Origin of the sequence: Caulobacter sp. Root655 (assembly GCF_001427665.1) — a bacterium.
Taxonomy (GTDB): Bacteria; Pseudomonadota; Alphaproteobacteria; order Caulobacterales; family Caulobacteraceae; genus Caulobacter.
In genome coordinates this window covers 74520-99871 of record NZ_LMHC01000022.1, presented here as the reverse complement: position 1 = coordinate 99871, position 25352 = coordinate 74520, and the positions used below count along the sequence as shown (strand labels likewise).

Below are 25352 nucleotides of genomic sequence, written 5' to 3'. Positions count from 1 at the left end.
GCGTGAGTGTGTGTCTCCAGCCGTGTCCGCCCCCTCAGTTCGGCGGGTTGTTCTTCTCCAGGAAGGTCACTGCCGAGGACAGCATCTCCAGGCGCGTCGTGGCGCTGGACAGCCAGTGGTCTTCGCCGCGCAGGGAGACGAATTCGACGGGCTTGTTCGCCGCCTTCAGCGCCTTGAGCATCTGGGTGCTCTGGCCGTAGTCCACGACGGTGTCGTCCTTGCCGTGGATCAGCAGGATCGGCGCGTCGGCCTGGGCGGCGTGCTTGGCGGGGGACAGGGTGTCGAGTTTGGGGTCGTTGTACTGATCCACGCCCATGAACCGCTTCCAGTAGCGGATCGTCACCGATTTCGTGCCGCCCCGCTCGGCGTCCCAACGCAGCATGTCGCCCGGGTCCGAGACGCCGGCCACCGACACGGCGCAGCGATAGACGCCCTTCTGCAGGGTCACGCCGGCCAGGGCCGCGTAGCCGCCATAGCTGCCGCCCATGATGCAGACCCGCTTGGGGTCGATCGTGCCCTGGGCGGCCAGATAGGTGACGCCGTCCGACAGGTCGGTCTGCATCTTGCGGCCCCATTCACCGTGGCCAGCCACGGTGAAGGCGTGGCCAAATCCAGCGGAGCCTCGGAAGTTCGGTTGCAGCACCGCGTAGCCGCGCGAGGCCAGGGATTGGGCCCACCAGTCGAAGCCGGCTACGTCGCGCTGCTGGGGGCCGCCGTGCGGCAGGACGATCAGCGGCAGGCCCTTGGCGTCGCTCTTGCCGGGCGGCAGGGTCAGGTAGCCGGTGATTTCCAGGCCATCGGCGGCGGCGTACTTGACGGCGCGCACCTCCCCGACGTCGGCGGCGGCCAGCTTGGGATAGGCGCGCCCCAGCGGATTGACCTTCTTCGCCGCGAGATCGACCAGATAGTAGGCCCCTGACTCCGAACCGGCGTCGACATAGACCACCAGCTTGCCGAAGTCGGGCGTCCAGGACGTCAGCGTCACCTGGCGGCCCTTGAAAACACCCTTCACCATCGGCCAGGCGGCTTTCAGGCGGGGTTCGACGAAATCATATTCCTTGAAGGCTTCGCGCGTGGAGTAGCCCAGCACGACGGCGTCGTCGTCGGTGACCACCCCGGTCGGCTTGGCCGAGCCAACATAGTCGCCCAGCTTGCCGGCGGCGATATCGAGATAGGTCAGCCGCCAGCTGTCCTCCTTCACGTCCCAGCTGCTGACTATCAGCTTGGTTCCGTCACGGGTGACGCCGAACAGGTCCGGCGTGTCGATGGCCGCGTCGACGCGATAGACGTCCTGCCAATTGTTCCCCTTGCGGATCGCGAGGGTCCACTGGCTGACGGTCTCGCGTTCGCGAAAGCTGAGTTTGGCCAGCGGCGTCCCATCGCTGCGGCTCAGGAAGCCGTGGGTGTCGGCGTCGCCCATCTGCTGGCGGCGGGCGATACCGCTGTCCAGGTCGATGGAATACAGATCCAGGTGGTTGCCCTTGCGCTGGTAGCTGATGCCGTCGGCCACGTAGAGGTCCGTGAGCACGACCGGCCTTCCGTCAACCACGCCGGGTTGGACGCCGCCCATCAGGACATTGACCAGCGATTCCGCCGAACGGTCGGGGAGTTGGATCATCTTGCCCGTGCGGATGTTCAGGCTGACCGCCTGAGACATCTCGCCCGCATAGAACACGCCAGGGACCACGTCCGTGGTCGAGGTGACGATCACCACGTGGTCGGCGCCCGCCCATTGGACATAGCGGACCTTGCGGAAGCCGATGCTGGCGGTCCGGGTCGGCGCGCCGCCCAGCGGCTGGACGACGATGTAGCGGTCGTCGCCGGTATCGCCCGTCAGAATGAAGGCGATGGTCGTGCCGTCCGGCGACAGCGCGACGCTCTCCATCGACGGCAGGCGGCCATAGGCTTCCAGCGGCGCGGCGGCCAGTGCGGGAGAGGCGGCCACGGCGCCCAGCATCACGGCCATGGCCGCGGTGGCCACAAGCAGGCGTTTCAAAATCACGGAAATCTCCAGGGCGCGTTCGCGCCTTACGATCGGGATAAAAAAAGGGCGCCGTTCACCGCGGCGGATTGTTCTTTTCGAGGAAGTCGACGACCGCGGTCAGCATCTGCAGCCGGGTGGCGCCGCGTGACAGCCAGTGGTCCTCGCCGTTCAGGGTGACCAGTTCGACGGGCTTGCCGGCCTTCTTCATGGCCTCGGCCATGATCGTGCTCTGGACATAGGGAACGACGGTGTCGTCCTTGCCGTGGACCAGCAGCACGGGGATCTCGACCTTGTCGGCCATCCTGGCCGGCGAGATGGCGGCCAGGTCGGGGTCCCGGACGCGATCGGCGCCCATGAACCGCAGCCAGTAGCGCAGGGTCGAGTTGTTGCCGGAGTTGAAGCGTTCGTTGCTGTCGACCAGCATGCGCTTGAGGTCGGCCGGGCCGGCCACCGAGGCGGCGCAGCGATAGACGCCGCGGTCCAGGGTCGCTCCGGCCAGGGCGGCGTAACCGCCGTAGCTGCCGCCGACGATGCAGACGCGCTTGGGATCGATCGTCCCCTGTTTGGCCAGGTAGCGCACGCCGTCCGACAGGTCGGTCTGCATGGCCTTGCCCCACTGGCCAAAGCCGGCCTGGACGAACTTCCAGCCGAAGCCCTCCGAGCCGCGGAAATTGGGCCGCAGCACCGCGTAGCCGCGCGAGGCCAGGGCCTGGCTCCACCAGTCGAAGCCCAGGGTGTCGCGGCCCTCGGGACCGCCGTGCGGCAGCACCACCAGCGGCAGGTTCTTGGGATCCTTGCCCTTGGGCAGGGTCAGGTAGCCGGTGATCTCCAGGCCGTCGGCGGCCTTGTACTTGATCGGCCGGACCTCGGAGACGCCGTCCTCGGTCAGGCCGGCGTAGACGTCCGCCAGGTAGCGGGCGTTACCGGTGTCGAGATCGACCAGGGCGTAGGCGGGGCCCTCGGTCGGGGAATCGACCCAGACCACCAGCTTGCGCTTGTCGTCCGACCAGGACTCCAGGGCGATCTGGTCGCCGGGGAAGGCCTTGGCCACGGCGTTCCAGCTGGACTGCAGCTTGGCGTCGAAGAAGGTGTAGCGGCGTTCGTCGCCCAGCAGGCTCTTGGCGCCGACCAGGCCCGAGCCGTCGGGGGCGTGGATCAGGCTGTCGAACGTCGCGCTGTCGGGGATCACGACATGGGCGCCGTCGAGGGCGTATTCGCGCAGCACCGTCTTGTCGGTGTCGTCCTCGTCGTCCATCCACACCAGCACCGAGCGGCCGTCGCGGCCCAGGCCGCCCAGGCGGCGCGAGCCCATCTTCGACTCGGTCTTCGCGGTGGTGACCCAGCCGTGCTCGGTCTTGAGCTTCAGCGACCAGGCGCCCTTCTGCTCGTCATAGAGCGATTGGGCCAGGGGCTGGCCATCGGGCGAGACCAGCCAGTCGTCGGTGTCCTGCGAACCGCCGATGTCCAGCCTGCGGGTGGCGCCGGTCTTCAGGTTGATCTTGTAGAGCGTGTCGGCGCCGTAATTGTCGACGAAATGCACGCCCTCGACGAAGGCGTAGGGCACGCCGTCGAGCATCCGCACGGTCGGCACGGCCAGGACGACGTTCATCGCCTCTTCCTGGTTCTCCATCAGCAGGTGCTGCTTCTTGGTCGTCAGGTTGATGTCGATGGTCATCCAGTATTCGCGCTTGGGACCCGACAGGCCGTAGGGCTGGGCGGTGCTCGACTTGGTGATCAGCACGTGCTCGGGCCCGGCCCATCGTACGTCGCGCAGCTTGGTGCTCTCGAGATTGACGGCGCTGAGCAGCTTGCTGCCCTCAGCCGCCTCGCGAATCGCGACCACGCGCTTTTCGCCGTCGGCGAGGGAGATGGCCAGCTTGCGGCCGTCCGGCGAGATCGCGATCTGGTCGACATCGGGCAGGCGGCCGTAGACGGCCAGCGGCGGGGCCTCCGCCGCGGCGGCCTCGGCGCCGATCGCGCCGCCCATGGCGATACCGGCCGTAACGACGGCCAAGACGGTCTTCAACACGCATAGTCCCCCAAACTCGCCTCAGCCTAGCAAAGCTTGCGAGACTGTCGAGCTTGTTCACCTCGTAGGGTTGCGTTTGGGGGGGCGATCAAGGCCTGGCCGCAAAGAAAAACGCCCCGGCGCTGGCCGGGGCGTTCTGCATGTCGGAAGCTGAACAGAACCTAGCGGGGCGCCAGGATCATGATCATCTGGCGGCCTTCCATGCGCGGCTCGTACTCGACCTTGGCGATCTCGTCGAAGTCGGCCTTGACCTTCAGCAGCAGCTTCATGCCCAGCTCGGGGTGCGCCATCTCACGGCCGCGGAAGCGCAGGGTCACCTTGACCTTGTCGCCTTCCTCGAAGAACCGCGTCATCGACTTGGCTTTCACGTCGTAATCGTGAATGTCGATGTTGGGGCGGAGCTTGATTTCCTTGAGCTCGACGATCTTCTGCCGCTTGCGGGCCTCGTTCTTCTTCTTCTGCTCCTGGAACTTGAACTTGCCGTAGTCCAGGATCTTGCAGACGGGAGGGTTCGCGTTGGGAACGATCTCGACCAGGTCCAGGCCTGCTTCCTCGGCCGCTTCGAGGGCGGCGGAAATCGGCATCTCGCCTTGCTTCTCGCCATTTTGGTCGATCAGCAGGACGCGAGGGACGCGGATGTCATCGTTGATACGCGGACCATCCTTGACGGGCGGCGTTTGCATAGGACGGCGAATAGGGCGGCTCCGGTATTGTTTAAGGGCTTTTGCTCGCCGGATCGGTCTCGATCCGGAAGCGTATCGTTGAATGAGTTCGCGCGGCGCCCAGGGGGACGCCGCGTTCGCACCTTGATATATGACGAAGGAGTCACGCGCTATCAAGGCGCATGAACACAAGACGCCCGCCTTTTACGGCAAGAGCGCGACCAAGACGTGACCAGGGGATGAGACGTTCGACGCGGGCCGGCCTCCATTCCCAGTCGTGATCCGTTCATCCGTCCATGACCACCCCTCCGCCCGCCGCCCGCCACACGCCCATCGAAGACGTTCACGCCCTGCTGATCGGGACCAGTTTCATCGCCGTGGGCCTGACCCTGCTGAAGGCCGCCGGCCTGGTGACCGGCGGCGTGGCCGGGGTGGCGCTGATCGTCTCCTACCTGACCCACTGGCCGGTCGGGGTGGTGTTCTTCCTGCTGAACATCCCGTTCTACGTCCTGGCCCAGCGCACCCTGGGCTGGGTGTTCACCGGCAAGACCCTGGCCACCAACCTGCTGCTGATGGCCCTGGCCTGGGGCATGCCGCACTGGCTGAAGGTGACGGGCGTCGACCCGGTGTTCGCCGCGGTGTTCGGCGGCACGATCATCGGCATGGGGATCCTGGCCCTGGCTCGCCACAAGTCCAGCGTCGGCGGGGTGGGGGTGCTGGCGCTGTATCTGCAGGAGCGGCGGGGGATCAGCGCCGGCAAGGTGCAGATGGCCGCCGACTGCCTGGTGGTGATCGCCGCCTTCGCGGTGATCGACTGGGACAAGCTGCTGCTGTCGATCCTGTCGGCCGTGGCGCTGAGCGTGGTGATCATCGCCAACCACAAGCCCGGGCGGTACGAGGGGTATTAGGTAAGTCCTCCCCCTTTGGGGGAGGTGTCGGCGAAGCCGACGGAGGGGGGATTGGTTGGCCGATGGCCAAATCCACGATCCACCATCCCAATACTCCCTCCACCGGTCGCTTCGCGACCACCTCCCCCACAGGGGGAGGAATTTAGCGCGGCAGCAGCGAGATCGCCGCGCTGGCCACGGTGCTGACCGGCAGGGCCTTGAGATCCGGCGAGCGGATCACCGCCACATGGCCGCGCGGCCCGCACAGCTCGGGGTCCGAGGCGTCGGAGAACAGCGCGATGGTCGGCGCGCCGGCCGCGGCCAGCAGGTGGGTCGGGCCGGTGTCGTTGCCGACCACCAGGGCCGCCTTGGCGCCCAGCACGGCCAGTTGGGCGAAGTCGGTGCGGCCGGTCAGGTCGCGGGCCTGGCCCACGGCCTTCTGGATCTGGCGGGCCATGGCGCTTTCCTGCGGGCCGCCGATCACCACGATGTCCAGCCCGCGCGCCTTCAGCAGCGCGGCGAGTTGGGCGTAGCTCTCGACCGGCCAGCGCTTTTCGGGCCGATGGGCCGAGCCGCCGGGCACCATCAGCACATAGGGCTTGCTGGCGGTCGCGCCGGCCACCGGCCGGGTTTCCTTGGTGCGGCGCAGGATCCACGACAGGTCCGGCGGCGGGGCGCTGCCGGGCTCGGTGGGGGCGTCGGGCCAGATGCCGGCCTGCTTCAGCTGATCGGCCTGGCGCTCCAGGGTGTGCATGTGCAGCCGAGCCTTGCCGCGCTGGGGCAGGGCGCAGCCGGCCGCGATGCCCGACCATTGCGGCGGGAACGGCCGCAGGGCCTGGAAGTACCAGTTGGTGCGGCTGTTGGTCTGCAGGTCGTAGATCCGGTCGTAGCGCGCCTTGCGCAGGCGGCCGAGCATGGCGGTCAGGTCGCCGAAGTCGCCCGGCCGGCCGTCGGTCTCGACGGTGTTGAAATAGGGCGACAGCTTGGCCAGGGCTTCGAAGGGCGAGGTGGTCAGCAGGGTGATCTTGGCGCGTGGATGGGCTTCGCGAATCTTCTTCATCGCGGCCAGGGCCAGAACGAAATCGCCGAGGGCGCCCAGCTTGATCACCAGGACCTTCTTGATTTCCTTGCTCAACTCTTCGTCTCCAGAACGCGTGCGTAGACCTTGAGCGTTGCTTCGACCATCGCGTCAACCGAATACAATTTGCGGGCCCGCGCCCGCGCCGCCATGCCCATGACCTGGCGCCGCGCCGCGCCCGCTTCGCAGGCGTTGGACAGCGCCTGCGCCCAGGCTTCGGGGTCGCCCGGCTTGACCAGCCAGCCGGTGTCGCCGTTGAGCACGGTCTCGCGCGCCGCGCCGTGGTCGGCGGCCAGGACGGGCTTGCCCATCACCTGCGGCTCGACCGCCGTGCGGCCGAAGGCCTCGGGCTCCAGCGAGGGGGCGATGGCGATGTCGGCGACCAGGTAGGCGGCCGGCATGTCGTCGCAATGGCCGACCAGCTTGACGCTGTCCTGCAGTCCCGCCTGGGCGATCATGTGCTCCAGCTCGGCGCGATAGGCCTTGCGGCCCTGGTCGTCGCCGACCAGCAGCAGCAGGATGCGGGCGTCGTCGACCGCCTTCATCCGGGCCATGGCCTCGATGACCATGGCCTGGCCCTTCCAGCGGGTCAGGCGCCCGGCCAGCAGCACCTTCAGGCGGCGGTCTTCGGACGACACGCCCCAGGCGTCGCGCAACGCCTTGACCCGCTCGGCCGAGACCAGGCCGGGCTCGAAGCGGGTCAGATCGACGCCGCGCGGGATGGCCACCACCTTGTCGGGCGAGATGCCATGCTCGGCGATGACGTGGGCGCGGGTGAACTCGGAATTGGCGATCACCAGGTCGCCCTTGGTCATCACCGCGTTGTACCAGCGCTTGAGGTTGGACTTGGCGTTGTAGACCCCGTGATAGGTGGCCACGAACGGCGTCTTGGTGGCGTGCGCCGCCCACAGGGCGCTGAAGGCCGGGGCGCGCGAGCGGGCGTGGACCAGGCTGACCTTCTCGCGGCGGATCAGGTCGACCAGCCGGGCGGCGTTGCCCAGCATGATCAGCGGATTCTTGCTCTGGGCCGGCATCTGGGCCAGGCGGCCGCCGTCGGCCTCCAGCCGCGCGGCCATGCGGCCGCCCTTGGTGGCGACCAGGGCCTTGCCGCCCTCGGCGATCACGCCGTGGGCCACGTCGATCGTCGTCTGCTCGGCTCCGCCCGTTTCAAGCTCGGGGGTCACCTGCAGAAGCGTGAAATCGTCGGGAAGAATGGACACGCGTTGCTCTAACCGGGTTAGGGGATCGTAGTTACCGAATAGAACAGGGCCGCGCCATGACCGATTCCCCCGAATACCTGGTTCGTAGCGACAATCCGCGGTTGGCGTTTCGCGCGGTCTCCGGAACCCAACCCACCGTTGTATGGTTGGGCGGATTCCACTCGGATATGACCGGCACGAAGGCCCAGGTCCTGGCCGATCAGGCCCAGGCGACCGGCGGCGGTTACCTGCGCTTCGACTATTTCGGCCACGGCGAGTCGGACGGCGACTTCGCCGAGGGCACGATCAGCCGCTGGCGCGAGGACGCCCTGGCGGTGATCGACCAGCTCACCGAAGGACCGCTGGTGCTGGTCGGCTCTTCGATGGGCGGCTGGCTGGCCTGCCTGGCCGCCATCGCCCGGCCCGACCGGGTCAAGGCCCTGGTGCTGATCGCGCCGGCCCCCGACTTCACCGAGAAGCTGATGGAGCCCGAGCTCTCCGACGCGGCCCGGGCGGCCATCGCCCGCGACGGGTTCTGGACCCGGCCGTCCGAATATGACGACGGCGGCTACGCGATCACCCGGGAACTTCTGGAGGACGGGGCCCGCTGGTCGATCCTGCCGGGGCCCGTGCCGATCGACGTTCCGGTGCGCATCCTGCAGGGCGGCGCCGATCCGGACGTGCCCTGGACCCACGCCCTGGAGCTGGCCAACGCCCTCACGTCCGACGACGTGGTGTTCACCCTGGTCAAGGACGGCGACCATCGCCTGTCGCGACCCCAGGACCTGGAGCGGCTGGTCGCGGCGGTGGCCGAGGCGCGGGCGTTGGTCGGGGCGGACGGCGAGGGCGACTTGGTCGCCCGCCGCCTGGCGCGGGCGGCGCGCCTCAGGGGCGCGCCGAACCTGGAGGCCCTGGCCCCGGCGCCGTGGGCGAGCGCGGAGGAGGAGTAGGGGTTACAACCGACCGTGACGCAGCGTTATCGTCACGGCCTCTCGCGGAGGACATGATGAAGCCGTCCCCATCTATCAGCGGCAGCGATTGGCAATGCCTCGCCATCGACGAAGGTCTCCGCGCAGCCGACGATGGCCAGGTCGTGGAGCATGACGATGTGGTCGCCTGGGTGGCCTCTTGGGATGGTCCCAACGAGAAACCGATGCCGAAGTGCGGCTAGAGCCTTCGCCGGTCAAGTTGGTCCGAACTTGAAATCCGCTCATCCCGGCGAATGCCGGGACCCAGATGGAATGGCTTTGAGGCTGACGCCAATGGCGCTGAGCCCTTCCAATCATCCTCATCGTTGTAGGATCTGGGTCCCGGCATTCGCCGGGATGAGCGGAAATGGGGGCAGATGAGCGGCGACGCTCCCCGTCCGCACCTAGCCCCCGCCTTCCAAAATCGCCGCCAGCCCCTCGCGGTACGTCGGATACTTCGGCCGCCAGCCCAGCTCGGCCTTGGCCAGGGCGTTGGAGACGCGCTTGTTCTCGGCGTAGAAGCGGCGGGTGGCGGGCGACAGGCCCAGTTCGTTGAACGGCAGGTCGGGCGGCACGGCCACGCCCAGCAGGCCGGCGGCGTGCTCCATGACATCCTGCGGCGGGGCGGGCTCGTCGTCGCACAGATTGTAGACGCCGCCGGCCCGGGGCTGGTCCAGCGAGGCCAGCAGGCCCGAGACGATGTCGTCCAGGTGGATGCGGCTGAACACCTGGCCCGGCTTGACGATGCGGCGGCCCTCGCCGGCCCGCAGGCGGTCCAGGGCGCTGCGGCCGGGGCCGTAGATGCCCGGCAGGCGGAAGGTGGCGACGGTCAGGCCCATGCCGCGTCCCACCTGGCGCCAGTCGCGCTCGGCCCCGACCCGGCGCGCACCCTCGACCGACTGGGCCTTGAGCGGCGAACTCTCGAACACCCAGCGGCCCTCGAAGTCGCCATAGACGCCGGTGGTCGACAGGTAGCCGATCCAGTCGGGGAAGGCCTGGGCGGCGGCCAGGGCGGGGATCACCGCCTCCAGGCCGGGACAGCCCTCGGCGGTGGGCGGGGCGGTGATCAGCACGGCGTTGACGCCGGTCAGGGCGGCGGTCATCGCCGCGCGGTCGTCGGCGTCGACCGCCTCGATCCCCTGGGCGCCCAGGGCGGCGGCACGATCGGCGTCGCGCGCCGTGGCGGCGACGGTCCAGCCCCTCTGCATCACGGCCGAGGCGAAGGCCTGGCCGACATAACCCAATCCGAACACGAACAGACGCAAAACGCTCAAGTCCCCGAAATGCCCGGAGGAATGAGCGGGCAAAACGGCGGCTTGTGCAAGAAGAAGATCCTCCCCCCGTGGGGGAGGTGTCGGCGAAGCCGACGGTGGGGGGAGTGGTGGGCCGGTTCGGCGCTATCCCCCCACCGGCCTTCGGCCGCCTCCCCCACGGGGGGAGGACTTCGCATTGTCCACAGCCCGACATCTCAGACCGCTTGCCAACCGCAAGGCGCTCTGCCATAAGCCGCCTCCTCGTCGCGGGGCGCTGTTTCAGCCCTCGCCGATGCGGGCGTAGCTCAGTGGTAGAGCACAACCTTGCCAAGGTTGGGGTCGAGAGTTCGAATCTCTTCGCCCGCTCCATTCTCCGGTTTTCCGGGGGTGGAACGAGACCTAGAATATCCCGGATGCGGGCGTAGCTCAGTGGTAGAGCACAACCTTGCCAAGGTTGGGGTCGAGAGTTCGAATCTCTTCGCCCGCTCCAATTTCTCCCCAGAATTTGAAGCGTGACGCATCCGGTGGGCTCCTGGTAGCCATGGAACCGGTTGTGCGGGTCGCCGTTCCTGATCGGCGTTCATCCGCGCGGAGCGGTTGATGGCTGGGGATGCGAAACCATGACGCGAAGTGATCTTGGACGTATGCGCGTGGGCCATATGGTGGTGGTCGCGGCGCTGCTGACCCTGGCGGGGGCGGCCCAGGCCCAGGTGAAGCCCGAATATCCGACCAGGAAGGCCGAGAAGCCGGTTACGCCCCCGGCGTCGTCCACGACGCCGGACAAGGTCGAGCCGGGCGAAAGCTGGACCACCGAGGCGCGCAAGAAGTCCGTCGAGATCGGCACCCAGCCGGCGCGCGACGTCGGCGTCATGAAGCGCGAAATCCCGCCGATCCTGGATAAGGCTCGGCAGGACCCCTACAGCCTCAAGGGCCTGAAGACCTGCAAGCAGCTCGCGGCCGAGGTCACCGACCTGAACGCCGTGCTGGGGCCGGACTACACGGTCGGCAACGAGCTCAAGGAGAACAAGGCGGGCAAGCTGGCCGAGGCCGGCGGCAAGACGGTGGTCAACGCCATCATCCCGTTCCGTGGCCTGGTGCGCGAACTGACCGGCGCGGCCCCGGCCGACCGCCGGCTCAACGCCGCGCTCGACGCGGGCTACGCCCGGCGCGGCTTCCTGCGCGGCGTGCACGCCAAGCAGAAGTGCAAGACGACGTTTTAGGGGGGCGGCGCTCAAGCCCAATGAAGACGTCGGCTTCCGGGTCGGCGGTCAATGTCGACTTCCGACCCTGAGCGGACGTTCGCCATTGACGTCAAAAGCAAAAGCTACATATGTAATATTTAACGCCCATTGATTTGGCCTGATGCCCCTTCGCCTTTGCCTGTTCCTGCTGGTTTTGCTGCTTGCCGGGTGCGACCGTCGAAGCACGTCAGTCCCGCTAGTTTCAGCCGAGGACGGCCTGCCTGTGATGACCGAGCGGCAGTACGGCAGAAGTAATCCACTGATAATCGATACTTTTCTGCCCGCGCCGTGCCGTCCAGTTCAATCGAAGAGAGTCGCGCCTTCCGATTATGAGCGAGCCGAATTCGATCGTCGCCTTCAACAAGCTAAAGAGTTGAGCCCGCACGCGGTCGGCGTAGAAAGCGCGATCGATATCGGATGCATAGTGCGTAGGTATCCATCCGCTGATCTCTCTGTTTGGGCCGCCCGAGGTGACCCCGTCGCGATGTACGGTGATCTTGCAAACAGATACCGGCGCTTGGGCGATGTCTGCCGAAACGACGCTGTCATCGCAGCCGGTCTTGAGAAGGCCTACAATACGCAATTTGTCACGGTCGATGGCGTTCGCATCTCGCGACTGCCTGAGCTTTATTATCTTGTTGGAAGTGTGAAATTAGACTGTGGTCGCAAGGGGGCGACCAAGTACCTTTCATCGACATTTGATCGTGGCTACTTCCCGCCGGAACCCATCATGTAGGTAGGAAGGCCGAACTTCCGCAAACCACCCGTTGCCGACATCGCGAATGACCGCCGACCGACAAGCGCGCGCCGCGAGTTGGGCCGCGCTGCGATTCCTGCTCTAACCCCGCCCTAGAACCTGCGGGGAGCTTCCGATGTCCAAGCACGTCCTTCTGGGCCTGGCCCTGGCGATGCTGTTAAACGGCGCGGCCGTGGCGGCGCCGAGCGCCGCCGACCGGCTGGCCCAGGCGGTCAAGGCCTATGAGGCGTCCGGGGCGGGCGAGGACGACGGCGAGGGCGGGGCCGACGAGGCCTCGCGCTTCCGCTTCCCGCCGGTGGGGCCCCAGGCCGACGCCGCGCGCAAGGTCCAGCTGACGAGCGCCCGTCAGGCGCTGGACGGCGTCGATCTGGCCGCCCTGACCGCCGACCAGCGCCTGACCCACGCCATCCTCAAATGGAGCCTGGACGAGCGGCTGGAGGGGCTGTCGTTCGACGAGGCGCGGATGCCGTTCAGCACCGACGGCGGCTTCGACGTCATCCTGCTCTACCGCGCCAACGGCATGCACCTGAAGTCCGAGGCCGAGGCCCGGCAGTGGATCGCCCTGCTAGCCCAGACGGGCGACTGGTACGCCGCCAACATCGCCGGCGCCCGTCGCGGGGTGGCCGACGGTTTCGTCCAGGCCGCGCCGACCGCCCAGGCGGTGCTCGACCGCGCCCGCCGCACGGCCGCCACGCCGGTGGCCGACGAGCCGCTGCTGGCCCCGCTGCGGGACCTGCCCACCGCCATCCCGGCCGAGCGCCGCGCGGCCCTGCTGGCCGACGGGACCAAGGTGCTGGCCGACAAGGTGGCTCCGGCCCGGGCCAGTTTCGTGACCTTCCTGGAAGCCGAATACCTGCCGCGCGCCGCCAAGAGCCTGGCCGTGTCGGACCTGCCCGACGGCCAGCGCTACTACGCCTTCCTCGTGCGCCGCCACACCACCACGACCATGACCCCGGACCAGATCCATGCCCTGGGCCTGTCGGAGGTGGCGCGCATCCGGGGACGGATGGAGGTCGTGATGAAACAGGCGGGCTTCCAGGGCGACCTGCCGGCCTTCATCGCCTTCCTGCGCAAGGATCCACGCTTCTACGCCACCAGCCGCCAGCAGCTGTTGGAAAAGGCCAGCGAGATCGCCAAGCGGGCCGACGACCAGTTGCCGGCCCATTTCGGAACCCTGCCGCGCCTGACCTACGGCGTGCGGCCGGTGCCGGCCAGCATCGAGCAGGGCTACACCACCGGCCGCTATTTCGGCGGTGACCCCAGGACCGGCCGGGCCGGCGGGCTGATGATCAACACCTCGGCGCTGGACCAGCGGCCGCTCTACGAGCTGCCGGCCCTGGTGCTGCACGAGGGCGCGCCGGGCCACCACATCCAGACCTCGCTGGCCCAGGAGCAGACCGGCGTCCCGGACTTCCGCAAGACCGTCTATTTCAACGCCTATGGCGAGGGCTGGGGGCTGTATTCGGAATGGCTGGGCGAGGAGATGGGGCTCTATCGCGACCCCTATGAACTGTTCGGACGGCTGTCCTACGAGATGTGGCGGGCCTGCCGGCTGGTGGCCGACACCGGCCTGCACGCCAAGCACTGGACGCTGGACCAGGCGCGGGCCTGCTTCACCGACAACACCGCCCTGGCGCCGACCAATATCGAGGTCGAGCTGGCGCGGTACGTGTCCTGGCCGGGCCAGGCCCTGGCCTACAAGGTGGGCGAGCTGAAGATCCTGGAGTTGCGCCACCGGGCGGAAACGGCCCTGGGCGACCGGTTCGACGAGCGCGGCTTCCACGACGCGGTGCTGCTGAACGGCTCGCTGCCGCTGGCGGTGCTGGAGGCCAAGATCGACGCCTGGATCGCGGCGCGGAAAAAAGGGTAGAGCGCCGGCCCGCTTCGGCGTCACATCCGCCTCCATCGAAACCCGCGAGGTCGATCCGACATGAACCGACGGGATTTCTGCGCGGGCGCGGCCCTGGTCGCGACGGCGACCGGTTTTTCGGCCCGGGCGGCCGCGCGGCCGGCGATCGATCTGAAGGCGATCGACCGGGCGCGGGTGCTGAGCGCCGCCGACCGTTATCTGGGCGAACCCGCCGTCACCGTCACCGCCTTCGACGCGCCGCGCGGTCCCGCCGGGCGCAACGACTACTATTCGGAAGCCGACTACTGGTGGCCCGACGCCGCCAACCCGACGGGGCCCTACATCCGGCGTGACGGCTTCTCCAACCCCGAGAAGTTCGTCGCCCATCGCGAGGCGGTGATCCGCCTGGGCGTGCAGCTGCCGGCCCTGGCCGCGGCCTGGAAGATCACGGGCCAGGCGCGCTACGCCGAACACGCCGAACGGCATTTGGCGGCCTGGTTCGTGACGCCCGCCACGCGGATGAACCCCAATCTGAACCACGCCCAGGCGATCATCGGCGTCAACACCGGGCGCGGGATCGGCGTCATCGACACCCTGCACCTGGTGGAGGTGGCCCGCGCCATTGGCGTCCTGCGGGCCGGACGGGCGGGGCAGGGGGTCTACGCCCCCGTCGCCGCGTGGTTCGCCGAATACGTCACCTGGATGACCACCTCGCCCAACGGGATCGAGGAGCGCGACCAGAAGAACAACCACGGCACGTGCTGGGCGCTGCAGGTCGGCGAGTTCGCGCGGCTGAACGACGACCGCGCGGTCATGGATCTGGCGCGCGGTCGCCTGAAGACGTTGATCCCGGGGCAGATCGCGCCCGACGGCGCCCAGCCCCTGGAGCTGGCCCGGACCAAGCCCTACGGCTACTGCCTGTTCAATCTCGACGTGCTGGCCACGTCCGCCCGCGTGCTGTCGACGCCCGGCGAGGATCTCTGGCGCTACAAGGGCGCGACGGGCGGTTCGATCGCCGACGCCCTGGCCTACATGGCCCCGTTCATCGCCGACAAGGCCTCGTGGACCCGTCCGCCGGACGTCGAAGCTTTCGCCGGCTGGCCGGTCCGCCAGCCCAGCCTGCTGTTCGGCGGCCTGGCGCTGGACCGTCCGGACTATCTGGCGATCTGGCGCAAGCTCGATCCGGACCCCACCGAGAACGAGATCATCCGCAACTACCCGATCCGCCAGCCGGTGCTGTGGTTCGACGTCTAGAAGCAGCCCCCGAAACCGCCTATCACCGCCCCCGAAACAGGGGACTCACCACATGGCGCGCATCACCGTCCTGGGCGAATGCATGGTCGAGCTGTCGCCCGAGGGCGAGGGCCTGCACCGGATGGGCTATGCCGGCGATACCTTCAACACCGCCGTCTATCTGGCGCGGCTGGGCGACGCGGTGGCCTATTGCACGGCGCTGGGCCAGGGCGACCCGTTCAGCGAAGGCGCGCTGGCCGCCATGCGCCGCGAGGGGCTGGACACCGCCCTGGTGCGCGAGGTCGAGAACCGTCTGCCGGGCCTCTACGCCATCGTGCTGGACGAGGCCGGCGAACGCCATTTCCATTACTGGCGCGAGCGGGCTCCGATCCGCGACCTGTTCTCGCAGCACACCGCCGACCAGCTGATCGCCGCCGCCAAGGCCAGCGACCTGGTCTATCTGTCGGGCGTCACCCTGGCGGTGATCGGCGACATCGGGCGGGCGCGGCTGAAGGACATCCTGGCCTACGTCCATTCCCTGGGCGTCGCCGTGGCCCTGGACTTCAACTACCGCCCGGCCCTGTGGGCCAGCCCGCAAGCCGCGCGCGAGGCGCTGGACGGGGTCGTGCCGTCGTGCCGCTACATCTCGCTGAGCAGCGAGGACAGCCGGCCGCTCTATGGCCGCGAGGCCGAGGACTTGGCCGCAGAATGGGCCGCCGCCGGGGCCGAGGTGGTGGCGCGCGACGAGAGCCACGCGGTCAATGTCCATACCGCCCCCTTTCAAGGGTTAGGCGGCCGGATCGCTACGCCCGCCCCGCAACGGGTCAAGGCGCTGGACACCACCGGCGCGGGCGACAGTTTCAACGCCGCCTACCTGGCCTCGCGGCTGGCCGGGCTGCCGGTCGAGACCGCCGTGGCGCGCGGCCACCAGCTGGCGGCGGCGGTGGTGACGTGCAAGGGCGCGATCATCCCGAAGGGCTCCATGCCCGTTTGGACGCGGGGATAGACGGGGGTCGCGCCCTGCACAATCAAAGGTTTATATTCCTACTAGACGCGCGTAATAGGAAAGTTATCCTCTACCCAGGAATATCGGCCTAGGCTGATGTCAGCGGCGTCGTTGGGACGCCGATCATTGGGGGGTGGCATGCTCGCTCAAGCTCTCGAGGATATCTGGGCGATCACGCCCGACCCGCGCCGCGACCGGTTGGCCGCGGCCTTCGTCACCCACACCGTGGCCTTGGCCACGGGCGTCTCGCCGGCCGAGATCGCCGGCCATGGCCGGTCCAGCAAGGCGGCGGCCCGGGCCCGGCAGATCGCCATCTACCTGGCCCACGTCAATTTCAACTGGCCGCTGCTGCGGGTCGCCTTCGCCTTCAACCGCGACCGCACGACCTGCGGCCACGCCTGCCACCGCATCGAGGACATGCGTGAGGACGCCGCCTTCGACGCCCGGATGAGCGTGCTGGAGGCCTGCGTGAAACAGGCGCCCGAGACCTTTCCCGGCCTGACCGACCTGGGGGCGAAACGATGAGCGGCGTCTTCGAGCGGGCGCTGGAGGCCGAGCGCCTGGCGGGCCGGGCGGCGCGGTTGCTGCAACGGCCGGGGGCGCTGATCGAGGTCAAGGGCCTGGGCTATGTGGTCCGGTTCGGGCCACGCCATCGGGCCATGCTGGCCGTGGACGAGGCGGCCTTCCGGGCGCTGGCCCGTGAGCCGGGACTGGTCCTGCGGCGCGAGGGCGGATGGCGTCTGGCGCGCGCGCCGTCCGAAGCGCCGCCGCCGGGACGGCCGGGGGTGATCGAGGGCGAACGGCTGGTGCTGGAGGACGGCGGCGCCCCCGTGAGGCTGAAGGCCAATCTGGGCGAGTCGCCCCTGGCCTGGCTGGCCCGGCGGGGCGGCCTGGCGCCGGTCGAGGCGGCGGCCGGCGAGCGGCTGCGCGAGGATTTCCAGAAGGCCGGGACGGTCGGCCGCCTGACCATGAACTGGGACGCCCAGCCGCGCTCGGGCGGCGGCGGGGAGCGTCTGGAGCCGGCGTTGCGGGCGAGAGCGGCCAAGGACCGCATCGCGGCGGCGCTGGCGGCCGTGGGGCCGGGGCTGCGGGAAATCCTCGAACGCGTCTGCCTGGCCGAAACGGCGCTGCAGGCGGCGGAACGGGAGCTGGGCCTGCCCCGGCGGGCGGGGAAGACGGTGCTGAAGCTGGCGCTTCAGCGGTTGGCGGTTCACTACCGGATGGCGGCCTGAGCGCCTCTCCCTCCCCCTTGCGGGGAGGGTGGCCCCGAAGGGGTCGGGTGGGGTTTGATGAGTCAAGGCGGCGGTGAAGCCCCACCCACCAGCTTCGCTGGTCCCCCCTCCCCACAAGGGGGAGGGACGGCGCGAAAACTGAAAAACTCCGCTCGAAAACCTAGTGCTTCAGCATGTGCTTGATGTCGCGCATCTGGTCGTGGCCGGACTTCACCGAGGTCCAGGCCTTTTCGATGGCCGCGCGGGTCTGGGTGTCGACGTCGGTGTCACCCAGCGCCTTCTCGAACCTGTGCTTGATGTGGTCCTCGCTGGCCTCGACCTCGTTGATCAAGGTTTCGTCGCCCTTGGCTAGCGCGTTCTTCAGGTTGATGAAGGCGCGGTGGGCGGCGGCCAGGACGGCGCCGTGATCCCGGGCCTCGCCGCCCAGGCGGCGAACCTCGTCCTGCAGGTCCGAGGCGATCGAGCGGCGCTCCTGGGCGCGTTGCTGGAACAGGGTCTTGTAGCGGGCGCCCTCGACGTCCTTGGCGGCTTCTTCATAGGCGTCGGCGCTGTCGATGGTGGTCTCGACCAGGTCGTTGACGAGCCTGATATGGTCTTGGTTGGTATGGGCCATGAGGGGTCTCCAGTCATCGCGAACCGACCGGACGCGGCGCGCCGGAAGGTTCGAAGCGCGGCCTCAGGGCCGCAGCCTGCTTCCGAGGAAGGTCCAGGCGGTGGTGGCCGCGGCGATCGCCGGCGCGCGGGTTCGGCGGTTGATCAGCAGGGCGGCGACCACGCCGGCTCCGGCCAGGGCCAGGGCGATGGGAACCTTGCGGCCCGCCAGGGTGATCCTGCCCTCGGCGTCGGGCGTCAGGGCGTAGTGAGTCGGCGCATAGGCGTTGGCCCCGTCGGTTTGGGACGCGGCCTTGTGGCCCAGCAGGCCCGAGACCTTGTCGGAGAGGTTGGCCAGCAGGCCCTGCCGCGCGGCGGCGGGCGTGCCGTAGGAGGCGTCGTAGGTGGCCATGGGTGAGGCTCCTTGCAAAAGGGTGCGCCTCGATAACGCGGTGCCGGGTCGGATGATCCCATCTTCCACCGTCGCCATCCCCCGCTTGAGGCGGGGAATGGCGGTTCATGGGCCCTAACGCAGGCCGCCCGAGGCGAGGATCACCTCGCCGGTCAGCCAGCTGGAATCGGCCGAGGCCAGGAACACCGCGACCGGGGCGATGTCTGTCGGCTGGCCCATGCGGCCCAGCGGGGTCTGCGAGGTCAGCTGCTTTTCGAAGTCGCTGCCGATGATGCCCATGGCGTGGACGCCCTCGGTCTCGACCGCGCCGGGGCTGATGGCGTTGACCCGGATCTTGCGCGGGCCAAGCTCCTTGGAGAGCACGCGGGTGATCGCGTCCACCGACGCCTTGGTGGCGGTGTAGGTCGAGGTCTCGGGCAGGTTCATCGAGACGGCGCCCGAGCTGATGTTGATGATGCTGCCGCCCTCGGGGTTGAAGTGGCGGGCGGCCTCCTGAGTGGCCAGCAGCAGGCCCAGGACGTTGGTGTTGAACTGGCGGTGGAACTCGTCCTCGGTCACGCCGTCCAGCGGCGCGAACTGGTAGACGCCGGCGTTGTTGACCAGCACGTCCACCGGACCGAAGGCGGCTTTGGTCTCCGCGAACAGGCGCGTGACGTCGGCGCCTTTCGACACGTCACCCTGGACGGCCAGGGCCTTGCCGCCGGCGGCGACGATATCGGCCACCACCTTGTCGGCGCCCTCGCGGCTGGAGGCGTAGTTGACCACCACGGCCGCGCCCTCGGCGGCCAGCGCCTTGGCGATCGCCGCGCCGATACCCTTGGAAGCGCCGGTGACCACGGCGGTCTTGCCTGAAAGCTTGCTCACTTGAACTCTCTCCATCGCCCCGGGCGTCATCGTCCAGTTGGCGCTGGTTTGATAGTTAGATAACCGTCGAAGTGATTCAAGGCGCGGGCCGGCGACGAGATGCGCGGTCGGCTTCAGATTTTGGCGAGTTGGGCGAGGTAGGCGCTGAGGACGTCGCGCTGCAACACCAGGAAGGCGAACTTGCCCTCGCGGACGATCTGGACCAGGCCGGCCGTTTCCAGGTCCTTCATGTGGTGCGACAGGGTGGCGGCGCTGATCGGGTGGGCCTGGGCGAGGCAGCCGCACGGCGTCGGCTCGGCGTTGGCGCCGATCTCCCGCAGGATCTGGACCCGGCGCGGCTCGGCCAGGGCCTTGGCGATCAGGGTGATCTGTCGCTCGCTGAGGGGCGGGGGGGCGGCCGGCATGTCCGACATATGACGGCGGGGTCGGGCGGGCGCAATGCCGGCGTCTTGATCCTGAGAGCTAGTCCGGAGCCTCGCGCCCCATCACCGCCCCCACATGGGCGATGCCCAGCTCCCTGGCCCGGGCCGCCTGGCGGTGGCGTTCGGCGTAGCGGGCCTTGGCCTCTTCGTCGCGTTCGTCGTGGCAGGCGGGGCAGGCGACACCCTCGACATACAGCGGCGAGGCGCGATCCTCCGGCCCGACCGGCCGGCGGCAACCCCGGCACAGGCCGTGCGTGCCCGGCGCCAGGCCATGGCCCACCGCCACCCGCTCGTCGAACACGAAGCATTCGCCGCGCCACAGGCTCTCGTCGGCCGGCGTGGTCTCCAGATAGTTGAGGATGCCGCCCTTCAGGTGGAAGACGTCCTCGACGCCTTCGCTCTTCAGGAACGCCGTCGACTTCTCGCAGCGGATGCCGCCGGTGCAGAACATCGCCACCTTGGGCGGCGGGGCGGCCGGGTCCCAGGTCTGGCGGTAGGCGCGGAACCAGGCGGGGAAGTCGGCGAAGCTGGCGGTCTTGGGGTCGATCGCGCCCTCGAACGTGCCGATCGCCGCCTCGTAGGCGTTGCGGGTGTCGATCACCACCACGTCGCCCCGGGCGATCAGGGCGTTCCAGTCGGCCGGCTCGACATAGGCGCCGGCCCGGCTGGCGGGGTCCAGTTCGCCCGCGCCCAGGGTGACGATCTCGCGCTTGACCCGCACCTTCATGCGGTGGAACGGCGGGGTGTCGGCGTCGGCGAACTTCAGTTCCAGCGTCTGGCAGCCGGGCAGGGCGCGGATGTGGGCCAGCACCGCGTCGATGGCCTCGGGCGGGCCGGCGATGGTGCCGTTGATCCCCTCGCGGGCCAGCAGCACGGTGCCCTTGACGCCCAGGCCGCAGCACAGCTTGGCCAGCGGTCCCTGGATCGCGGCGGGGTCCTCGAAGAGGGTGAAGCGGTAGAGGGCGGCGACGCGGAAGCTCATCGGCTGGCCAATAGGCGCTGGCGGGCGGGTTCTCAAGCGGGACGGGAACGAATCCCAAGCTTCGCGGTTGATTCGCCATGAGCATCCTGATCGTCGTCGTCGTCGCCCTCGTGCTGCTTGGACTGGCGCTCTATGCGGTCCAGCGCAGCCCCATTCCGTCGCCAGTCAACTGGCTGATCCAGTTGGTGCTGATCGCCATCGCCATCTGGTTCATCGGGACGCGGGCGGGGTTCTTCTGAGCCTCGCGCTCAAAACGATTGTCATCCCGGGCGGAGCGAAGCGCAGACCCGGGACCGGCGCGTGAACGCATGCGCTTCCGGCGGTCCCGGATCTTCGCGCTACGCGCTCGTCCGGGATGACAGCCTGCTTGTAGTGACAGCCTAGGAAAGCGCCCCGGCGTCCCGCTGGATCCGCGCCACCATGGCCTTCAGGCCGTTGGAGCGCTGCGACGACAGCGCCTCGGACAGGCCCAGCCGGGCCATGGCGGCGGCGGCGTCGAACGCGACGATGTCCTTGGCCGGCCGGCCCGAATACAGCCGCAGCAGGATGGCGATCAGGCCGCTGACGATGTGGGCGTCGCTGTCGCCGCGGAACACCACGGTTCCGTCGGCCTGGGGCTCGGTGACCAGCCAAACCTGGCTGGCGCAGCCGCGCACCTTGTTGCCTTCGGAATGCTCGGCTTCGGACAGCGGCGTGAGGTCCTTGCCCAGCTCGATCACGTAGCGATAGCGCTCTTCCCAGTCGCCGAGGAGTTCGAACTCTTCGGCCAGTTCGTCGAGGGCGGCGTCGATGGGACGTTGTTGCATGGCGCGGACTTAGTGCGCGGCCGTCGAAAGGGAAAGCCGGTTTGGCGATTATAGCGCGTCTCGCGCCTCAGGGCCGCCCCCGCGAGAAGGTTTGACGCGTCTGGGCTTCCGGCAGGGTGACGATGGCGGTGAAGCCATGGCCGGGCGTCGATTTCAGCCGCAGGGTCCCGCCCATGGCCCGGGTCAGCAGGTCGACGATGGGCAGGCCCAGCCCCGCGCCTTCCGTCGAGCGGGTCAAGGTGTTGCCGCCCTGCTCGAACGGCCGGATCAGGCGTCCCAGGTCGGCCGGGTCGACGCCGTCGCCATGGTCGCGCACCTCGATCTCGACCATGGCCCCGCCGATCTGGCGGGCCTCGACGACGATCAGTCCGCCCTGCGGCGAATGGGTGACGGCGTTCTGCAGCAGGTTGGTCAGGATGGTGCGCAGGCCCCGGCCGTCGGCCCGCAGGCTGGGCAGGGTCCCGACCTCGGGGGCGACAATGCTGACGCCGCGCGCGCTGGCCTCGGCGCGCAGCTGAAGCATGACGTTCTCGACCGCCTCGTCCAGGTCCTCGACGCCGAGGTCCAGGTCGGTGACGTGGCCTTCCAGCCGGGCGATCTCGACGATCTGGTTGACCAGCCGCAGCAGCTTCAGGCCGCTCTCGTGCACCAGGGCGGCGTATTCCTTGTACTGCGGCGCGCCCAGGGGACCGTACAGCTCGCAGGACAGGATCTCGGAAAAGCCGATCACCGCGTTCAGCGGCGTGCGCAGTTCGTGGCTGACCATGCGCAGGAACGAGCGTTTCTGATCGTCCAGGGCCTGCTTGCGACGCGCACGGGCGGCCGCGCGCCGGAAGGTGGCGGTCTGCGACATCGATCCCAGTTCGGCGCCGGCGCTCTCGCGAGGCGATTCGGCCTGGGCCGATACATCGGTGGTCGCCAATGGCGGCATGCGGGACTCCCGGACCTTCTGTCCGTCAACTCAATGGTCCACTTTGAACCAAGGCGCTTACGAATCCGTTTCCGTCCACAAGAAGCGCTGGCGTTAACGATCGCGCGCCGATTGTGCGGCCTTGGGCGAGGGGCCTGGTCGCGTTAAGCTTTGGCGACGAAGAGCAACGACAAGGGATTCTCGCGGCCTTGCCCAGTGACGGCGCCCAGTTCCTGTCCGGTCGGCCAACGCCTTCGACGGCGAGCCTCGGCGCGGCGCGTCTGTGGCGGCTGGGCTGGCTGGCGGCGGTGACGTTCGCGGCCGGCGCGGCGGCCTTCACGCCCGGCACGATCGGCGTCCATGTCTGGCTGGCCCTGATGGCCGGCGCGATTCCCGCACTGGCGGCCTTGGCCCTCGGCGAGCGGCAGGACGAGCGTCTGCAATCGCTGGTCCTGGTATTGTGGGCCACCTGCGGCGCGGGCGCGGCGGTGGTGACCGGCGGGGTGTCGGGGGCGATGAGCGCCTGGATCCTGGCCCCGGTCGCCGCGGCCTCGACTCTGTCCTCGCCCCGGCGCCTTGCCGAGGGCGCGACCCTGGCCCTGATCGGCGGGGCCGTGGCGGCCCTGACCCAGCTTTCCGGCCTGGCCCCGCCCGCGCCGACCGGCCCCCTGGCCTTCATCCTCGGCTTCCTGTCGGTGGCGACCGTCGGGGTCGGCCTGGCGGCCGGCCTGATCCTCACCCATCGCTGGGCCGGCGAACGCGACAGCCGCCAGATGGGCGAGCTCAACACCCTGCAGACCCTGGTGGACGGCGCGCCACAACTGCTGCTGGTGATCGCCAGCCATGGCCGGATCAAGACCGTGCGCGGCGCCGCGCCGCGCGGGGTCGAGGCCCTCAGCCTGGTCAACGAAGGCCTGGCCTCGGCCGCCGTGGCCGGCGACCGCCAGAAGGTCAGCGCCGCCCTGGGCGCGGCCCTGGACGACGGCGAGGCCAGCGTCACCTTCGCCCCGCTGCTGGACCCGACCCGCACGGTCTGCCTGGAACTGCGCCAGGTCTCGCCCGACCTGCTGGTCGGGGTGATGCGGGACGCCACCCTCGAGCGGGCCCGCGAGACCGCCCTGCAGCAGGCGCGGGCCGAGGCCGAGGGCCTGGCGGCCGGCCGCGCCCGCTTCCTGGCCAATATGAGCCACGAGCTGCGCACGCCGCTCAACGCCATCATGGGTTTCTCCGACATCATGCGCGCGCGGATGTTCGGCCCGCTGACCGACCGCTACGGCGAATATGCCGAACTGATCCATGAATCCGGCGGCCACCTGCTGGACCTGATCAACGACGTGCTCGACATGTCGAAGATCGAGGCCGAGCGCTTCGAGCTGACGCGCGGCGAATTCGACGCCCGCGAGGCGGTGACGGCGGCCATGCGACTGCTGCGCGTCCAGGCCGACGCGGCCGGGGTGCAACTTCGGGGCGTGCTGCCGCCGAACGAACTGGAGGTCGACGCCGACCGCCGGGCCCTGAAGCAGATCGTTCTGAACCTGGTGTCCAACGCCCTAAAGTTCACGCCGCGCGGTGGTCAGGTGACGGTCACCGCCGACGGCCATGACGGCGAGTTCGAACTGGTGGTGGCCGACACCGGCGTCGGCATCAGCCCGGAAGACCTGGAACGCATCGGCCGGCCCTACGAACAGGCCGGGGGTGTCGACCAGCGGGCCAAGGGCACGGGCCTGGGGCTTTCACTGGTGCGGGCCTTCGCCAGGCTGCACGGCGGTGAGATGAATATCGAGAGCCGCCTGGGCGCGGGCACCAGCGTCTCTGTGCGGATGCCGGTGCTGATCAAGGCCTTGCAGCCGCCGATGGCGCCGCCGCTGCTGGAGCCGGCCCCGGAGGTTGAACCGGAAGATCCGTTTCTAGGGCCGAACGTGATCAAGTTCGCGCCGCCGCGGTAATCCTCCCCCTGTGGGGGAGGTGTCGGCGAAGCCGACGGTGGGGGGAGCGATACGGCTTCGACCGCGCGCAGGACCGACCCCCGCAAACTCCCCCCACCGGCCTTCGGCCGCCTCCCCCAGAGGGGGAGGATTTAGTCACCGCAAGAACGCCCGTCCCGCCGCGAAGTCCCCCACCTCCACATAGGCCCGCCGGACCACGTCCACCCCGTTGCGGCTGGTGAACACGAACTCCACCGTCGCCGCCTCGCGGGGGTCGAGCCGGCTCAGCGCGTCGCCCGCCTCGCGCGGGAAGCGGAACGACAGGCCGGTCTTGGCGCCGGTCGGCAGCAGGGTGAGGGGCGCCTCGTCGCGGGTCTCGGCCCCGAACACCCGGCTGGCGTTGCGCGGCGCGGCGTTGGCGGCCAGGCCCTTGGCGTTGCGGGCGTTCAGATAGGGGCCCTGGGTGCGCAGGGTGTCGCGCAGCACCAGGCGCGCGGCGTAGGGCTGGGCGTTGTCGGCGAAGTTGGCGACGGCCAGCATGTCGTTGGCGCGTCCCGACAGGCCGAACACCAACCGGTCGCGGCCGAAGCTGGACGGCTGCGACAGCCGCCAGACCGCGATGGTGGCCGAGACTGAACGGTCGGCCTGCCAGGTCGCGCGATCGCCCGGATAGGTCATGCGCAGCATGGTGGAGTAGCCGTCGAAGGCCTTGCGCACGCGATCGGCGGCGGTGGTCAGGTCCCTGGACCCGCAGGACGCCGCGCCGGCCTTGGCGTGGGCGCGGGCTTCGAGGGACGTGACCTCGTTCTGGCTGACGCCGGAACGCAGGGTGGCGCCACGCGCCTGGGCGCGGGCGGCGTCCAGGGCTGAGCCGACCGCGGGCTTGAACAGCCGACAGCGGGCGTCGGCCGAGGTCATCAGCGTGCGTTCGTAGAGCTGGTCGGCGGCCGTGGCGGCATGGGACGGACTCGACACGCCGAGAATGGCGATCGAAGCGAAAATCCCTGGCCACCGCGCCGTCATGACCGCAAGGGTCTTTCTTGACGTCATTTTCTCGTATTC

The 25352-nt window shown here is 69.0% G+C and carries 25 protein-coding genes and 2 tRNA genes; 13 read left to right on the top strand and 14 right to left on the bottom strand.

The features are described from left to right. Positions 1 to 34 precede the first annotated feature (34 nt). The 3 genes from ASD79_RS14365 to infC all read right to left on the bottom strand — a co-directional run bounded on the left by ASD79_RS14365 (position 35) and on the right by infC (position 4696). A complete protein-coding gene (locus ASD79_RS14365; RefSeq protein ID WP_235524450.1) occupies positions 35 to 2002 on the bottom strand; it encodes a S9 family peptidase in 1968 nt (655 codons plus the stop codon). Positions 2003 to 2057: 55 nt separating this feature from the next. Further along, positions 2058 to 3971: a S9 family peptidase gene (locus ASD79_RS14360; protein WP_056722785.1), complete on the bottom strand. Its 1914-nt coding sequence runs from the start codon at positions 3969 to 3971 to the stop codon at positions 2058 to 2060. A 203-nt stretch (positions 3972 to 4174) separates the two neighbouring features. After that, the gene (gene infC, locus ASD79_RS14355; RefSeq protein WP_007672122.1) at positions 4175 to 4696 is read right to left on the bottom strand and encodes a translation initiation factor IF-3; all 522 of its coding nucleotides are present in this window, start codon (positions 4694 to 4696) and stop codon (positions 4175 to 4177) included. Between the two features lie 275 nt (positions 4697 to 4971). Here infC and ASD79_RS14350 point away from each other — a divergent pair, with 275 nt between their 5' ends. Continuing rightward, complete coding sequence (locus ASD79_RS14350; RefSeq protein WP_056722783.1) at positions 4972 to 5583, top strand: YitT family protein; 612 nt, start codon at positions 4972 to 4974, stop codon at positions 5581 to 5583. A 142-nt stretch (positions 5584 to 5725) separates the two neighbouring features. On the opposite strand, the gene ASD79_RS14345 is transcribed toward ASD79_RS14350, so the two are convergent. Further along, on the bottom strand, positions 5726 to 6697 hold the full coding sequence (locus tag ASD79_RS14345) for a glycosyltransferase family 9 protein (RefSeq protein ID WP_056722781.1): 972 nt from the start codon (positions 6695 to 6697) through the stop codon (positions 5726 to 5728). After that, positions 6694 to 7860, bottom strand: coding sequence for a glycosyltransferase family 4 protein (locus ASD79_RS14340; RefSeq protein WP_056722779.1), 1167 nt, complete (start codon positions 7858 to 7860; stop codon positions 6694 to 6696). The genes ASD79_RS14345 and ASD79_RS14340 overlap by 4 nt, the downstream gene beginning before the upstream one ends. Positions 7861 to 7916: 56 nt before the next feature. Here ASD79_RS14340 and ASD79_RS14335 point away from each other — a divergent pair, with 56 nt between their 5' ends. Beyond that, positions 7917 to 8789, top strand: coding sequence for a carboxylesterase (locus ASD79_RS14335; RefSeq protein WP_056722778.1), 873 nt, complete (start codon positions 7917 to 7919; stop codon positions 8787 to 8789). A gap of 422 nt (positions 8790 to 9211) precedes the next feature. Here the strand turns inward: ASD79_RS14335 and ASD79_RS14330 are convergent, their stop codons facing one another. Beyond that, positions 9212 to 10072, bottom strand: coding sequence for an SDR family oxidoreductase (locus tag ASD79_RS14330; RefSeq protein ID WP_056722776.1), 861 nt, complete (start codon positions 10070 to 10072; stop codon positions 9212 to 9214). Positions 10073 to 10354: 282 nt separating this feature from the next. Here ASD79_RS14330 and ASD79_RS14325 point away from each other — a divergent pair. The 9 genes from ASD79_RS14325 (at position 10355) to ASD79_RS14290 (ending at position 17378) form a co-directional block, all read left to right on the top strand. Next, positions 10355 to 10429, top strand: a tRNA-Gly gene (locus tag ASD79_RS14325). Between the two features lie 46 nt (positions 10430 to 10475). Beyond that, positions 10476 to 10550 (top strand) — tRNA-Gly (locus tag ASD79_RS14320). Between the two features lie 154 nt (positions 10551 to 10704). Then, a complete protein-coding gene (locus ASD79_RS14315; protein ID WP_235524449.1) occupies positions 10705 to 11280 on the top strand; it encodes a hypothetical protein in 576 nt (191 codons plus the stop codon). A 142-nt stretch (positions 11281 to 11422) separates the two neighbouring features. Continuing rightward, a complete protein-coding gene (locus ASD79_RS23935; RefSeq protein WP_156400508.1) occupies positions 11423 to 12037 on the top strand; it encodes a hypothetical protein in 615 nt (204 codons plus the stop codon). Between the two features lie 136 nt (positions 12038 to 12173). Continuing rightward, positions 12174 to 13928 (top strand): DUF885 family protein, encoded by a 1755-nt coding sequence (locus tag ASD79_RS14310; protein ID WP_056722772.1) that lies wholly within the window; start codon positions 12174 to 12176, stop codon positions 13926 to 13928. Between the two features lie 60 nt (positions 13929 to 13988). Next, a complete protein-coding gene (locus ASD79_RS14305) occupies positions 13989 to 15161 on the top strand; it encodes an alginate lyase family protein (RefSeq protein WP_056722770.1) in 1173 nt (390 codons plus the stop codon). A 52-nt stretch (positions 15162 to 15213) separates the two neighbouring features. Then, positions 15214 to 16146 (top strand): sugar kinase, encoded by a 933-nt coding sequence (locus ASD79_RS14300; RefSeq protein ID WP_056722769.1) that lies wholly within the window; start codon positions 15214 to 15216, stop codon positions 16144 to 16146. Positions 16147 to 16284: 138 nt separating this feature from the next. Then, positions 16285 to 16671 (top strand): helix-turn-helix domain-containing protein, encoded by a 387-nt coding sequence (locus tag ASD79_RS14295; protein WP_056722767.1) that lies wholly within the window; start codon positions 16285 to 16287, stop codon positions 16669 to 16671. Beyond that, positions 16668 to 17378 (top strand): DUF6456 domain-containing protein, encoded by a 711-nt coding sequence (locus ASD79_RS14290; protein ID WP_056722764.1) that lies wholly within the window; start codon positions 16668 to 16670, stop codon positions 17376 to 17378. The genes ASD79_RS14295 and ASD79_RS14290 overlap by 4 nt, the downstream gene beginning before the upstream one ends. 160 nt (positions 17379 to 17538) lie before the next feature. Here ASD79_RS14290 and ASD79_RS14285 read toward each other — a convergent pair whose 3' ends face one another. From ASD79_RS14285 to ASD79_RS14265, 5 genes are all read right to left on the bottom strand, one after another. After that, complete coding sequence (locus tag ASD79_RS14285) at positions 17539 to 17991, bottom strand: PA2169 family four-helix-bundle protein (RefSeq protein WP_056722762.1); 453 nt, start codon at positions 17989 to 17991, stop codon at positions 17539 to 17541. 63 nt (positions 17992 to 18054) lie between these two features. Continuing rightward, positions 18055 to 18381 (bottom strand): hypothetical protein, encoded by a 327-nt coding sequence (locus ASD79_RS14280; protein ID WP_056722760.1) that lies wholly within the window; start codon positions 18379 to 18381, stop codon positions 18055 to 18057. 114 nt (positions 18382 to 18495) lie between these two features. Next, positions 18496 to 19245 (bottom strand): glucose 1-dehydrogenase, encoded by a 750-nt coding sequence (locus tag ASD79_RS14275; protein ID WP_056722758.1) that lies wholly within the window; start codon positions 19243 to 19245, stop codon positions 18496 to 18498. A gap of 113 nt (positions 19246 to 19358) precedes the next feature. Then, positions 19359 to 19649 carry a helix-turn-helix transcriptional regulator gene (locus ASD79_RS14270; protein ID WP_200952309.1) on the bottom strand — a complete coding sequence of 97 codons (291 nt, stop codon included), beginning with the start codon at positions 19647 to 19649 and terminating at the stop codon, positions 19359 to 19361. Between the two features lie 58 nt (positions 19650 to 19707). Then, entirely contained in the window at positions 19708 to 20649 is a 942-nt protein-coding gene (locus ASD79_RS14265) for a rhodanese-related sulfurtransferase (RefSeq protein WP_056722755.1), read from the bottom strand. A gap of 77 nt (positions 20650 to 20726) precedes the next feature. On the opposite strand from ASD79_RS14265, the gene ASD79_RS24690 reads away from it, so the two are divergent. Further along, positions 20727 to 20888, top strand: a complete 162-nt coding sequence (locus ASD79_RS24690) for a hypothetical protein (protein WP_007672068.1) — start codon at positions 20727 to 20729, stop codon at positions 20886 to 20888. Positions 20889 to 21029: 141 nt separating this feature from the next. Here the strand turns inward: ASD79_RS24690 and ASD79_RS14260 are convergent, their stop codons facing one another. Further along, positions 21030 to 21455, bottom strand: a complete 426-nt coding sequence (locus ASD79_RS14260; protein WP_056722754.1) for a SufE family protein — start codon at positions 21453 to 21455, stop codon at positions 21030 to 21032. A 67-nt stretch (positions 21456 to 21522) separates the two neighbouring features. Next, entirely contained in the window at positions 21523 to 22386 is an 864-nt protein-coding gene (locus tag ASD79_RS14255; RefSeq protein ID WP_156400507.1) for a sensor histidine kinase KdpD, read from the bottom strand. 188 nt (positions 22387 to 22574) lie between these two features. Between ASD79_RS14255 and ASD79_RS14250 the strand changes: the two genes are divergently transcribed. After that, complete coding sequence (locus ASD79_RS14250; RefSeq protein WP_082584943.1) at positions 22575 to 24311, top strand: sensor histidine kinase KdpD; 1737 nt, start codon at positions 22575 to 22577, stop codon at positions 24309 to 24311. A gap of 135 nt (positions 24312 to 24446) precedes the next feature. Here ASD79_RS14250 and ASD79_RS14245 read toward each other — a convergent pair whose 3' ends face one another. Beyond that, positions 24447 to 25340 carry a hypothetical protein gene (locus ASD79_RS14245; RefSeq protein ID WP_082584942.1) on the bottom strand — a complete coding sequence of 298 codons (894 nt, stop codon included), beginning with the start codon at positions 25338 to 25340 and terminating at the stop codon, positions 24447 to 24449. Between the last annotated feature and the right edge of the window lie 12 nt (positions 25341 to 25352).

Coding starts and splice junctions, on each gene's coding strand:
- ASD79_RS14360 (WP_056722785.1), bottom strand. CDS start 3,971: ATGGGCGGCGCGATCGGCGCCGAGGCCGCCGCGGCGGAGGCCCCGCCG.
- infC (WP_007672122.1), bottom strand. CDS start 4,696: ATGCAAACGCCGCCCGTCAAGGATGGTCCGCGTATCAACGATGACATC.
- ASD79_RS14350 (WP_056722783.1), top strand. CDS start 4,972: ATGACCACCCCTCCGCCCGCCGCCCGCCACACGCCCATCGAAGACGTT.
- ASD79_RS14335 (WP_056722778.1), top strand. CDS start 7,917: ATGACCGATTCCCCCGAATACCTGGTTCGTAGCGACAATCCGCGGTTG.
- ASD79_RS14315 (WP_235524449.1), top strand. CDS start 10,705: ATGCGCGTGGGCCATATGGTGGTGGTCGCGGCGCTGCTGACCCTGGCG.
- ASD79_RS23935 (WP_156400508.1), top strand. CDS start 11,423: ATGCCCCTTCGCCTTTGCCTGTTCCTGCTGGTTTTGCTGCTTGCCGGG.
- ASD79_RS14310 (WP_056722772.1), top strand. CDS start 12,174: ATGTCCAAGCACGTCCTTCTGGGCCTGGCCCTGGCGATGCTGTTAAAC.
- ASD79_RS14305 (WP_056722770.1), top strand. CDS start 13,989: ATGAACCGACGGGATTTCTGCGCGGGCGCGGCCCTGGTCGCGACGGCG.
- ASD79_RS14300 (WP_056722769.1), top strand. CDS start 15,214: ATGGCGCGCATCACCGTCCTGGGCGAATGCATGGTCGAGCTGTCGCCC.
- ASD79_RS14295 (WP_056722767.1), top strand. CDS start 16,285: ATGCTCGCTCAAGCTCTCGAGGATATCTGGGCGATCACGCCCGACCCG.
- ASD79_RS14290 (WP_056722764.1), top strand. CDS start 16,668: ATGAGCGGCGTCTTCGAGCGGGCGCTGGAGGCCGAGCGCCTGGCGGGC.
- ASD79_RS14285 (WP_056722762.1), bottom strand. CDS start 17,991: ATGGCCCATACCAACCAAGACCATATCAGGCTCGTCAACGACCTGGTC.
- ASD79_RS14280 (WP_056722760.1), bottom strand. CDS start 18,381: ATGGCCACCTACGACGCCTCCTACGGCACGCCCGCCGCCGCGCGGCAG.
- ASD79_RS14270 (WP_200952309.1), bottom strand. CDS start 19,649: ATGCCGGCCGCCCCCCCGCCCCTCAGCGAGCGACAGATCACCCTGATC.
- ASD79_RS14265 (WP_056722755.1), bottom strand. CDS start 20,649: ATGAGCTTCCGCGTCGCCGCCCTCTACCGCTTCACCCTCTTCGAGGAC.
- ASD79_RS24690 (WP_007672068.1), top strand. CDS start 20,727: ATGAGCATCCTGATCGTCGTCGTCGTCGCCCTCGTGCTGCTTGGACTG.
- ASD79_RS14260 (WP_056722754.1), bottom strand. CDS start 21,455: ATGCAACAACGTCCCATCGACGCCGCCCTCGACGAACTGGCCGAAGAG.
- ASD79_RS14255 (WP_156400507.1), bottom strand. CDS start 22,386: ATGCCGCCATTGGCGACCACCGATGTATCGGCCCAGGCCGAATCGCCT.
- ASD79_RS14245 (WP_082584942.1), bottom strand. CDS start 25,340: ATGACGTCAAGAAAGACCCTTGCGGTCATGACGGCGCGGTGGCCAGGG.